The sequence below is a fragment of the Streptomyces morookaense genome (assembly GCF_013030945.1).
Classification (GTDB): domain Bacteria; phylum Actinomycetota; class Actinomycetes; order Streptomycetales; family Streptomycetaceae; genus Streptomyces; species Streptomyces morookaensis.
The window spans coordinates 1-12,714 of record NZ_JABBXF010000056.1 but is presented as its reverse complement, the minus strand read 5'-3'; the positions used below and the strand labels follow the sequence as shown (position 1 = coordinate 12,714).

Annotated in this window: 4 protein-coding genes and 1 pseudogene; 3 read left to right on the top strand and 2 right to left on the bottom strand. The window is 72.9% G+C overall.

The annotated features are described in order from the left end of the window. Positions 1–12 precede the first annotated feature (12 nt). The gene (locus HG542_RS22830; protein WP_171084401.1) at positions 13–1,734 is read left to right on the top strand and encodes an acyl-CoA dehydrogenase family protein; all 1,722 of its coding nucleotides are present in this window, start codon (positions 13–15) and stop codon (positions 1,732–1,734) included. Between the two features lie 69 nt (positions 1,735–1,803). On the opposite strand, the gene HG542_RS22825 is transcribed toward HG542_RS22830, so the two are convergent. Further along, positions 1,804–1,995 carry a ferredoxin gene (locus tag HG542_RS22825; protein WP_171084399.1) on the bottom strand — a complete coding sequence of 64 codons (192 nt, stop codon included), beginning with the start codon at positions 1,993–1,995 and terminating at the stop codon, positions 1,804–1,806. Positions 1,996–2,008: 13 nt separating this feature from the next. After that, positions 2,009–3,229, bottom strand: a complete 1,221-nt coding sequence (locus HG542_RS22820) for a cytochrome P450 (protein WP_171084397.1) — start codon at positions 3,227–3,229, stop codon at positions 2,009–2,011. 243 nt (positions 3,230–3,472) lie between these two features. Here HG542_RS22820 and HG542_RS35345 point away from each other — a divergent pair. Together HG542_RS35345 and HG542_RS22815 are read left to right on the top strand one after the other, a co-directional pair. Beyond that, positions 3,473–4,227, top strand: a pseudogene (locus HG542_RS35345) (beta-ketoacyl [acyl carrier protein] synthase domain-containing protein); the annotation flags it as partial. Between the two features lie 87 nt (positions 4,228–4,314). Next, positions 4,315–12,714: type I polyketide synthase (locus tag HG542_RS22815; RefSeq protein ID WP_308699109.1), on the top strand; the 8,400-nt coding region annotated here is incomplete at its 3' end.

The following is a 12,714-nucleotide window of genomic DNA, read 5'->3' as shown; positions in this document are numbered from 1 at the left end:
AGGCGGACCACCATGGCCGACCCGCTTCTCTTCAACCCGCGCACCTACGACCCGGCGCACTTCGACCCCGAGACCCGCAGGCTGCTGCGCGCCACCGTCGACTGGTTCGAGACCCGCGGCAAGCGCAGGCTCATCGAGGACTACCGGTCCCGCGCCTGGCTGGCCGACTTCCTCGAATTCTCCCGCAAGGAGGGCCTGTTCGCGACGTTCCTCACCCCCGCCGCGGCCGCCCCCGGCCACGCGGACAAGCGCTGGGACACCGCCCGCATCGCCGCCCTCAACGAGATATTCGGCTTCTACGGCCTCGACTACTGGTACGCCTGGCAGGTCACCATCCTCGGCCTCGGCCCGGTCTGGCAGAGCGACAACGCCGACGCCCGCAGCCGCGCGGCCGAACTCCTCGACCAGGGCGAGGTGTTCGCCTTCGGACTGTCGGAGAAGACCCATGGCGCCGACATCTACTCCACCGACATGCTGCTCGAACCCGACGGCGACGGCGGCTTCCGGGCCACCGGCTCCAAGTACTACATCGGCAACGGCAACGCCGCCGGCCTCGTCTCCGTCTTCGGCCGCCGCACCGACGTCGAGGGCCCCGACGGCTATGTCTTCTTCGCCGCCGACAGCCGCCACGAGGCGTACCACCTCGTGAAGAACGTGGTCGACTCCTCCAAGTACGTCAGCGAGTTCCGCCTGGAGGACTACCCGGTGCGCGCCGAGGACGTCCTGCACACCGGCCGCGCCGCGTTCGACGCCGCCCTGAACACCGTCAACGTCGGCAAGTTCAACCTGTGCACCGCCTCCGTCGGCATCTGCGAGCACGCGATGTACGAGGCCGTCACCCACGCGCACAACCGCATCCTCTACGGCCGCCCCGTCACCGCCTTCCCGCACGTGCGCCGCGAACTGACCGACGCGTACGTCCGCCTCGCCGGCATGAAGCTGTTCAGCGCCCGCGCCGTCGACTACTTCCGCACCGCCGGCCCCGACGACCGCCGCTACCTGCTCTTCAACCCCATGACGAAGATGAAGGTGACCACCGAGGGCGAGAAGGTCATCGACCTGATGTGGGACGTCATCGCGGCCAAGGGCTTCGAGAAGGACACCTACTTCGCCCAGGCCGCGAGCGAGATCCGCGGCCTGCCGAAGCTGGAGGGCACGGTCCACGTCAACCTCGCGCTCATCCTGAAGTTCATGGGCAACCACCTGCTGGCCCCCGTCGACCACCCGCCCGTGCCGACGCGGCTCGACGCGGCCGACGACGCCTTCCTCTTCCGGCAGGGCCCGGCCCGCGGCCTGGGCTCGGTGCGCTTCCACGACTGGCGCCCCGCCTACGACGCCCACGCCCACCTGCCGAACGTCGCCCGCTTCCGCGAGCAGGCCGACGCCCTCTGCACATTCGTCACCACGGCCGCACCCGACGAGAAGCAGAGCCGCGACCTCGACCTGCTCCTGGCCGTCGGCCAGCTCTTCGCCCTGGTCGTGCACGGTCAGCTGATCCTGGAGCAGGCCTCCCTCGCCGGGGCCGAGGAGGACGTGCTCGACGAGCTGTTCGCCGTGCTCGTCCGCGACTTCTCCGCCTACGCCGTCGAGCTGCACGGCAAGGATTCCGCCACCGAGGCGCAGCAGGCCTGGGCCCTCGGCGCGGTCCGCCGCCCGGTCGTCGACGCCGCCCGCTCCGCCCGCGTGTGGGAGCGCGTCGAGGCGCTGGCGGGTGCGTACGAGATGGCGCCGTAAGGACGTAAGGACCTGACAGGCCGCCGCCTTCCACGAAGAGGAAGGCGGCGGCCTGTCGGGGAAGCCGCGTCAGGTGATCGTGATGACCGCCGTCGGGCACCGCTCGGCGGCCTTCTCCACTGCCGCCCGCTGCTCCTCGCCGGGGGTGGCGTCGAGCAGGATCACCGTGCCGTCCTCGTCGTTCTGGTCGAAGACATCGGGGGCGAGGAGCACACAGGTGCCCGCGCCGCAGCAGAGATCCCTGTCGATCCCGATCCTCATCGCGTCCGCCTCCTCACCAGCGCACCGGCAGTCCGAGGACGCCGTATGTGACCATCATCTCCCGGGTGCCGATCTCCTCCGGCGGCACCGCGAGCTCCAGTCCGGGGAAGCGGCGCAGCAACGACTCGTAGCCGATGGCGAGTTCGAGGCGGGCCAGGTGGTGGCCCATGCACTGGTGCGGGCCGCTGCCGAAGGCGACATGGCGGGTCGCGCCGCGCCGGATGTCGAAGGTGTCGGGGTCGTCGAAGCCGAGCGGGTCACGGTTGGCGGCGGGCAGGGACACCGTGACGACCTCGCCCTTGCGGATGGACTGTCCCTGGAACTCGAAGTCCTCGGCGGCCACGCGGATCGGGCCGACCTGCACCACGCTGAGATAGCGCAGCAGCTCTTCGACGGCATCGTCCGTCAGGGACCAGTCGGCGCGCAGGGCGGCCAGCTGCTCCGGGTGGCGCAGCAGGGTGTAGGTGCCCAGCGCCAGCATGTTGGTGGTGGTCTCCAGCCCGGCGATGAGCAGGACGATGGTGATGCCGAGCAGCTCATCGTCGGTCAGCTCGGTCTCGACGGTGAGCCGGCCGAGGATGTCCGGGCCGGGGTCCTTGCGTGCGGCCGCGATCAGGGCGTGGAGCATGCCGCCGAGGATCGTCATCGACTCCTGCATCTCCTCCCCGCTGCTGGAGAGGCTGAAGAGCACGTCGACGTGGCGCCCGAACTCCGCGCGGTCCGCCTCCGGCAGCCCGAGCAGTTCCGAGGTGACCAGCGTGGGCAGCGGCTTGGCGAAGGCCTGTACCAGGTCGACGGGCCCGCCCGCTCTCTCCATCTCGTCCAGCAGACGGTCCGCCATCTGCTGCACGACCGGGCGGAGTTCCCGTACCCGCCGGATGGTGAAGTGCTTGCTCAGCAGGCGACGGTAGCGCGTGTGCTCGGGCGGGTCCATGTTGACGAACATGCCCTGCTGGGGATGGGCGTCGGTGCTCAGCTCAGAGCCGGGTACCTTCACCGGCGAGCGCTTTCCCGTCGGCAGCGAGCTGAACCGGGTGTCCCCGAGCACGGCGCGCGCGGTCTCCAGACCGGTCACCAGACGGCCGACATGGCCGTCCGGATAACGTAACGGGGTCATCGGGCACTTCTCGCGCGCCTGGGCGAAGGGAGCCGGCGGGTCGAAAGGACAGCCGGCGGGGCGTGCCGTGGGGAAGGTCTCCGCCACGTTCTGTTCGGTCTCTTGCGGATCTGTCATCGGCGATGGACCTCTTCGGCAGAAGAAATTACGGGGCAGTAACATCTCGGAACACTTCCGTAACCGCCCCTAGGGATCTCCTTAGAAGTGGACGTGCCGCCGGGCGGCGCCCGTTTGGGATTTCCCTAGACCTCACCCCCCACAGCCCCGGAAAGCGACCGGCGAACCGAAACTGGGGACACACGCGCCACGGGCAAGGTTGTGGCGCCTTTTCGTTCTCTGTGTGGGTGGGTGGAGCGCAACATGGTCGAGTCCGGGCTCAACGGGACTGGGAATCGGGCTGGTTCGGCGGATTCGGCGGATTCGGCCGACGGCATCGCCGTCGTCGGTCTCGCCTGCCGGCTGCCGGGGGCCGCCGACCCGGCCGCCTTCTGGCGGCTGCTCAGCGAGGGTGCCGACGCGATCACCGATGTGCCCCCGGACCGCTGGGACGGGGACGCGATCGCCGACGCCGACTCCACCCGACCGGGCCGGACGGACATCCGCCGCGGCGGATTCCTCGACCGCATCGGCCACTTCGACGCCGGCTTCTTCGGGCTCTCGCCCAAGGAGGCCGCGGCCATGGACCCGCAGCAGCGGCTCGTGCTGGAACTGGCCTGGGAAGCGCTGGAGGACGCGCACACGCGCGCCGAGTCGCTGCGCTCCACCCGGACCGGCGTGTTCGTCGGCGCGATCTGGGACGACTACGCCACCCTCCACTACCGCTCCGGGCTCACGGCCATCTCCCCGCACACCGTCACCGGCCTGCACCGCAGCATCATCGCCAACCGGGTCTCGTACTTCCTCGGCCTCAACGGCCCCAGCCTGACGGTCGATTCCGGCCAGTCCTCCTCCCTGGTGTCGGTCCACCTGGCCTGCGAGAGCCTCCGCAAGGGCGAGTCCACGATCGCGCTCGCGGGCGGCGTCAACCTCAACATCGTCCCCGAAAGCACGCTGGGCGCGCCAAGTTCGGCGGCCTGTCCCCGGACGGCCGGTGCTTCACCTTCGACGCCCGCGCCAACGGCTACGTCCGCGGCGAGGGCGGCGGCATCGTCGTCCTCAAGCCGCTGGCACAGGCCGTCGCGGACGGCGACCGGATCCACTGCGTGATCCGCGGCAGCGCCGTCAACAACGACGGCGGCGGCGACGGGCTGACCGTCCCCCTGCAGTCCGGCCAGGAGCAGGTGCTGCGGCTCGCCTACGAGCGCGCCGGGGTCGACCCCGCCCACGTCGGATACGTCGAACTGCACGGCACCGGCACCAAGGTCGGCGACCCGATCGAGGCGGCCGCCCTCGGCGCCGTGCTCGGCGCGCACCGCGACCCCGCACAGCCGCTGCGGGTCGGCTCGGCCAAGACCAACGTCGGCCACCTCGAAGGCGCCGCCGGCATCACCGGCCTGCTCAAGGCCGCCCTGGCCCTCAGCCACCGCGAACTGCCCGCCAGCCTGAACTTCGAGACCCCCAACCCCGCCATCCCGCTGACCCGGCTGAACCTCCGGGTGCAGACCGAACACACCCCGTGGGAAAGCCAGGACGGCCGCCCGCTGCTCGCCGGCGTCAGCTCCTTCGGCATGGGCGGCACCAACTGCCACGTCGTGCTCTCCGCATACGAGACCGCCGACGAGAAGACCGCCGACGAGCCGGAACGCACCGGGCCGGACACCGCGCCCACCCTCTGGCCGCTGTCCGCCAAGACCGCATCCGGACTGCGCACCCAGGCCGCCGCCCTGCTCGCGCACGCCGAGGCCCGCCCCGGCCTCGCCCTGCCCGACATCGGCCACTCGCTCGCCACCGGCCGCACCCACTTCGACCACCGGGCCGTCGTCGTCGGCGAGGACCGCGCGGACTTCCTGCGCGCCCTGCGCGAGCTGGCCGACGGCGGCATCGACGCCGCCCTGACCACGGGCCGCGTCACACCGCGCGGCCGGACCGCCTTCCTCTTCTCCGGCCAGGGCAGCCAGCGGGCCGGCATGGGCCGCGAACTGGCCCGGACCTTCCCGGAGTTCGCCGCCGCACTCGACGAGGTGTGCGCCCACCTCGACCCCCGCCTGCCCAGGCCGCTGCGCGAGGTCATGTTCGCCCCCGAGGACTCCGCGGAGTCCGCCGAACTCGACCGCACCCTCTACACCCAGACCGCGCTGTTCGCCGTCGAGGTCGCCCTCTTCCGCCTGCTGGAGAGCTGGGGCATCACCCCCGACGTGCTCATGGGCCACTCCATCGGCGAACTCGCCGCCGCACACGTGGCCGGCGTGCTCTCCCTCGCCGACGCCTGCGCACTCGTCGCCGCACGCGGCCGCCTCATGCAGGAACTCCCCGCCGGGGGAGCCATGATCGCCGTCCAGAGCACCGAGGACGAGGTCCGCGCGCTCATCGGCGACCGCGGGGACCGCGTGAGCATCGCCGCACTGAACGGCCCCGACTCCGTCGTCGTCTCCGGCGACGACGACCTCGTCACGGAGATCGCCGACGCCTGCGCGGCCCTCGGTCGCAAGACCAGCCGGCTGCGCGTCAGCCACGCCTTCCACTCCCCGCACATGGAACCCATGCTGGCGGAGTTCCGCAGCGTGGCCGAGAGCCTGACCTTCCACACCCCGCGCATCCCGGTCGTCTCCAACGTGACCGGCCGGCTCTCCGACACATACGAGGGCTGCACCGCCGAGTACTGGGTCCGCCACGTCCGGGACGCGGTCCGCTTCGCCGACGGCGTCGCCCGGCTCGACGAACACGGCGTCCGCACCTGCCTGGAACTCGGCCCCGGCGGCGTCCTGACCTCCCTGGCCCGCGCCTGCACACCCGCCGACACCCTGTTCGTACCGGCCCTGCGCGCCCGGCGCCCCGAGGCACAGGCCCTGCTGGCAGCGGTCGCCGCCCTGCACGTCCACGGCCTGGAACCGGACTGGACCGCCCTGTTCGCCGGCCGCGGCGCACGCAGGACGGATCTGCCGACGTACGCGTTCGAGCGGCAGCGGTACTGGCTGGACGAGACCACGCCCTCCGTGCCCGCCATCACCGCACTGCCGGCCGTCCAGCAGCCCGACAGCGAGACCCACAGCGACGCTGCTCCCGTCGGCGCCCTCGCCCAGCGACTGGCCGCCCTCCCGGAGGACGAGCGCGACGCCGCCGTCCTCGACCTGGTCCGCGCCCACGTCGCCGCCGTCCTGGGCCACGCCGACGCCCGCCAGGTCCAGACCGAGTGGACGTTCAAGGACCTCGGCTTCGACTCCCTCAGCTCGGTGGAACTGCGCAACAAGCTCACCGAGACCACCGGACTGCGCCTGCCCAGCGGACTGCTCTACGACCACCCGACCCCGGCCGCACTCGCCCGCCACCTGGCCACCGAGGCCCAGGGCCGGCCGGCGGCCGCCGCCGTCCACGGCTCCGCGGCCGACCCCGACGAGCCGATCGCCATCGTGGCCATGAGCTGCCGCCTCCCCGGCGGGGTCGGCTCGCCCGAGGACCTGTGGCGGCTGGTGTCCTCCGGCGGCGACGCCATCACCGGATTCCCCACCGACCGTGGCTGGGACGTCGAAGCGCTCTACGACCCGGAGCCCGGCACGCCCGGCAAGTCCTCCACCCGGCAGGGCGGATTCCTGCACGAGGCCGCCGAGTTCGACGCCGCCTTCTTCGGCATCAGCCCCCGCGAGGCCGCCGCGATCGACCCCCAGCAGCGGCTCGTCCTGGAGACCGCATGGGAGGCCTTCGAGCGCGCCGGCATCGACCCGGCCTCGCTGCGCGGCAGCCGGGCCGGCGTCTTCATCGGCGCGACGGCACAGGACTACGGCCCCCGGCTGCACGAACCGGTGGAGGGCATCGAGGGCTACCTGCTGACCGGCACCACCACCAGCGTCGCCTCGGGCCGCGTGGCCTACTCGTTCGGCCTCGAAGGCCCGGCCGTCACCGTGGACACGGCCTGCTCGTCGTCCCTGGTCGCGCTGCACCTCGCCGTCCAGTCGCTGCGCAACGGCGAGTGCACGATGGCCCTGGCCGGCGGTGTCACCGTCATGTCCACGCCCGGCATGTTCGTCGAGTTCAGCCGCCAGCGCGGCCTGTCGCCCGACGGCCGCTGCAAGGCGTTCGCCGCCGGCGCCGACGGCACCGGCTGGGCCGAGGGCGTCGGCATGCTCCTGGTGGAGCGGCTCAGCGACGCCGAGCGCAACGGGCACCGCGTCCTGGCCGTGGTCCGCGGATCCGCCGTCAACCAGGACGGTGCCTCGAACGGTCTGACGGCGCCGAACGGCCCGTCGCAGCAGCGCGTCATCCGCCAGGCCCTGGCATCGGCCGGACTGTCGCCGGCCGATGTGGACGCGGTGGAGGCGCACGGCACGGGCACGCGCCTGGGCGACCCCATCGAGGCGGAAGCCCTCATCGCCGCCTACGGCCAGGACCGGGACGACGAACGGCCGCTGTGGCTGGGCTCGTTGAAGTCCAACATCGGTCACACGCAGGCGGCCGCCGGTGTCGCCGGTGTGATCAAGATGGTGATGGCGATGCAGCACGGCGTGCTGCCGCAGACCCTGCACGCGGACGAGCCGACCCCGCACGTCGACTGGACGGCGAGCGGCGTGCGGCTGCTGACCGAGCCGGTGGAATGGCCCGGCGCCGCCGGGCCGCGCCGGGCGGCCGTGTCGTCCTTCGGCATCAGCGGCACCAACGCGCACGTCATCGTCGAGCACGTCACCCCGAGCGAGGAGCCCGCCGCTGTCGAGGCCCCGGCAGGGCCGGTGCCCTGGGTGCTGTCGGCGAAGAGCGAGGCGGCGCTGCAGGGGCAGGCCGAGCGGCTGCTGGCCTCCCTGGACGACTCGGACGACGCCCCGCTCACCGACGTCGGCTTCTCGCTGGCCACGACCCGGGCCGCGCTGGAGCACCGGGCCGCGGTGACCGGCACCGACGCGGAGGAACTGCGGACCGGACTGGCCGCGCTGGCCGCGGGCCGGCCGGCGGCGAACGTGACGCTCGGACGCCCGGCCGGCGGCAAGACCGGCTTCCTCTTCTCGGGCCAGGGCTCGCAACGCCTGGGCATGGGGCGGGAGTTGTACGCGGCGTACCCGGTGTTCGCTGCGGCGTACGACGAGGTGTGCGCGCTTCTCGATGCCGCGGTCGATGTGGACTCGGAGGAGCTGAACCAGACCGGCTTCACCCAGCCTGCGTTGTTCGCCGTCGAGGTGGCGCTGTTCCGGCTGCTGGAGTCGTGGGGCATCCGGCCGGACTACGTGGCCGGTCACTCGGTGGGCGAGATTGCTGCGGCTCATGTGGCGGGTGTGTTGTCGCTGGAGGATGCGGCGAAGCTGGTGTCGGCGCGTGCTGCGTTGATGCAGGCACTGCCGACCGGCGGCGCGATGGTGGCCGTGCAGGCCACGGAAGAGGAGGTCCTGCCGCACCTCACCGACCAGGTGGGTATCGCTGCGGTCAACGGCCCGCGGTCCGTGGTGATTTCGGGTGCCGAGGACGCCGCGACGGCGATCGCGGAGGCGTTCAAGCAGCAGGGCCGCAAGACGTCCCGGCTGACGGTGAGCCACGCGTTCCACTCGCCGCTGATGGACCCCATGCTCGACGAGTTCGCCGCCGTCGTGCACGGGCTGACCTTCAACGAGCCGCACATCCCGGTCGTTTCGAACCTGACCGGCGAGCTGGCGGAGCCGTACACGGCCGAGTACTGGGTCGGACATGTCCGCGAGGCGGTCCGTTTCGCCGACGGTGTGCAGACCCTGCACGAGCTCGGTGTGACCACCTTCGTCGAGATCGGCCCCGGCGGCGTCCTGAGCGCCCTCGTCCAGGGCTGCGTGGACGGTGCCGTCACCATCCCCGTCCTGCGTGGCGACCGTCCCGAGCCGCAGGCCGCCGTCGCCGCCCTCGGGCAGCTCCACGCCCACGGCGTCTCCCCGGACTGGCACGCCTTCTTCCCCGGCGCACGCCAAGTCGCCCTGCCCACCTACGCGTTCCAGCGCGAGCGCTACTGGCTCGATGCCCCCCGGGTGGCGTCCTCCGGCGCCCCGGGCGTGCTGGACGCCGAGTTCTGGGACCTCGTCGAGAGCGAGGACCACGAGTCCCTCGGCGCCCTCCTGGGGCTGCCGCCCGCCGAGCTGGACGTGATCGCGCCCAAGCTGTCCGGCTGGCGCCGGCAGCGGCGCGAGCAGTCCGCCGCCGACGGCCGGCGCTACCGCATCTCCTGGCAGCCGCTCGGCGACATCAAGGCTGTTCCGTCGGGGACCTGGCTGTTCGCGGTCCCGGAGGAGACCGCGTGGACGGGTGCGATCCGTTCCGGGCTCGCCCAACTCGGTGCGGAAATCGTCCCGTTGGTCCTGTCCGAGGACGCCGACCGTGCGTCGCTGGCCGGGATGCTCACCGAGGCCGGACAGGTCGAAGGCGTGCTGTTCGCCGCGGCGGGGGACGATGCCCTCCAGCGGCTCGTTCTGCTCGTCCAGGCCCTCGGCGACGCCGGGACCGAGGCCCCGCTGTGGTGCGTGACCAGCGGCGCGGTGTCGGCCGGCGCCTCCGACCCGCTCACCGACCCCGCCTCCGCACAGGTCTGGGGCCTGGGCCGGGTCGTCGCCCTGGAGCAGCCGCAGCGGTGGGGCGGGCTCGTCGACCTGCCCGCCGACCCCGACGCCCGCTCGCTGGAGCGGCTGGCCGGCCTGCTGACCCAGGCCGACGAGGACCAGCTCGCCGTCCGCGCCTCGGGCGTCTCCGGCCGGCGTCTGGTGCGCGCACCGCAGAACGCGGCACCGGCCGAGGCGAATTGGACGCCGCGCGGCACGGTGCTCGTGACCGGCGGCACGGGTGCGCTCGGCGGGCACGTGGCCCGCTGGCTCGCCGCCGCCGGAGCCGAACACCTGCTGCTCACCAGCCGCCGTGGCCCCGACGCCCCCGGCGCCGCCGAACTCGCCGCGGAACTGGAGGAGTCGGGCGTCCGCGTCACCGTCGCCGCGTGCGACGCGGCCGACCGGGCCGCGCTGGCCGAGCTGTTCGACCGGCACACCGTGAACGCCGTGGTGCACACCGCGGGCGTGCTCGACGACGGCCTCGTCGAATCGCTCACGCCCGAACGGCTGGACCACGTGCTCCGCCCCAAGGCGACCGCCGCGCTCCACCTGCACGAGCTCACCCGGGACCGGCACGACCTCGACGCCTTCGTGCTGTTCTCCTCGATGACCGGCGTCTGGGGCAACGGCGGCCAGGGCGCCTACGGTGCCGCGAACGCGTTCCTCGACGCCCTCGCCGAGCAGCGCCGCGCGGCCGGCCTGCCCGCGCTGGCCGTCGCGTGGGGACCCTGGGCGGACGGCGGCATGGCCGACGGCGCCGCCGGCGACCACCTGCGGCGGCGCGGCATCCGGGCCCTCGCGGCCGAACCCGCCCTCTCCGTGCTCCACGGTGCGCTGACCCACGGCGAGACGGCCGTGACCGTCGCGGACGTCGACTGGGACCGCTTCGTCCCCGTCTTCGCCGCCACCCGCCCGTCCCCGCTGCTGCTCGGCGTGCCCGAGGCCCGCCAGGCCCTCGAGGCCCTGGCCCGGGACACGCGGAGCACCGAGGTGCCCGCGTCCGCACTGGGCCGGCGCCTCGCGGGCGCCGCACCGCGGGAACAGGACCGGATCCTGCTGGACCTTGTCCGCGAGCAGGCCGCCGCCGTGCTCGGCCACACCGGCAAGGGCACCTTCGACGCCGACCGGACGTTCCGCGAGACCGGCTTCGACTCGCTCACCGCCGTCGAACTGCGCCACCGGCTCAACGCGGCCACCGGCCTCAAACTGTCCACCACGCTGGTCTTCGACCACCCGACCCCCACCGCCCTCGCCCGCCACCTGCGCGAGGAACTCCTCGGCCGGCACGGGCAGGAGCAGGACGCCGGGCAGGTCACGGGCGTCGTGACCGACGAGCCGATCGCGATCGTCGGCATGAGCTGCCGCTTCCCCGGCGGCGTGGAGTCGCCGGAGGACCTGTGGGAACTGCTGCGGTCCGGCAGCGACGCGGTGTCCGGGTTCCCCACCGACCGCGGCTGGGACATCGGTTCGCTCTACGACCCGGACCCCGACCGGCCCGGCCGGACGTACGCCTGCGAAGGCGGCTTCATCCAGGGAGCCGACCGCTTCGACGCCGGCCTCTTCGGCATCTCGCCGCGCGAGGCCCTGGCGATGGACCCGCAGCAGCGCCTGCTGCTGGAGGCGTCCTGGGAGGCCTTCGAGCGCGCGGGCATCGCCCCCGCGTCCGTCCGCGCCAGCCGGACCGGTGTCTTCATCGGCACCAACGGCCAGGACTACGCCAACGGACTGCGCAACGCCCCTGAGGAGATCGAGGGTTATGCCCTCACCGGCAAGGCGGCCTCGGTCGTCTCCGGCCGCATCTCCTACACGTTCGGGCTGGAGGGCCCGGCGGTCACCGTGGACACGGCCTGTTCGTCGTCGCTGGTGGCGCTGCACCTGGCGGTGCAGTCGCTGCGCAGCGGCGAGTGCACCATGGCCCTCGTCGGCGGTGTCACCGTGATGACCACGCCGGACATGTTCGTGGAGTTCAGCCGCCAGCGCGGCCTGTCGCCGGACGGCCGCTGCAAGGCGTTCGCGGCCGGTGCGGACGGCACGGGCTGGGGCGAAGGCGTGGGCCTGCTCCTCGTCGAGCGGCTCTCCGACGCCCGCCGCAACGGGCACCAGGTGCTGGCGGTCGTCCGGGGCACGGCGGTCAACCAGGACGGTGCCTCCAACGGCCTGACGGCACCGAACGGTCCGTCGCAGCAGCGGGTGATCCGGCAGGCGCTGACGTCGGCCGGCCTGTCGCCCGCCGACGTGGACGCCGTCGAGGCACACGGCACGGGTACGAAGCTGGGCGACCCGATCGAGGCGCAGGCCCTCATCGCCACCTACGGCCAGGAGCGACCGGAGGACCGGCCGTTGTGGCTCGGCTCCGTCAAGTCCAACATCGGTCACACGCAGGCCGCCGCGGGTGTGGCGGGCATCATCAAGATGGTCATGGCGATGCGGAACGGTGTGCTGCCGCAGACGCTGCACGTCGACGAGCCGACCCCGCACGTCGACTGGACGGCCGGGGCCGTGCGGCTGCTGACCGAGCCCGTGGAGTGGCCGGCGGGAGACCTGCCGCGCCGGGCTGCCGTGTCCTCGTTCGGCATCGGCGGCACCAACGCGCACTCCATCATCGAGGAGGCGCCCGCCGTCGCCGCCCCCGAGCCGACGGAGCAGCACAGCCCGGTGTCCGTGCCGTGGGTGCTGTCCGGCAGGACCGAGGCGGCGCTGCGCGCCCAGGCGGAACGGCTGCTGGCCGCCGCCGACGGCGCGGCACCGCTGGCCGACGTCGGCTTCTCGCTCGCCGTGACCCGTTCCGGGCTGGAGCACCGGGCAGCGCTGATCGGCGCCGACGGTGAGGAACTGCGGGCGGCACTGGCCGCCCTCGCGGCCGGCGAACCCGCGCCCAACCTCGTGCTGGGCCGGGCCCGCTCCGAGGGCAAGGTCGCCTTCCTGTTCTCGGGCCAGGGCTCGCAACGCCTCGGCATGGGACGGGAG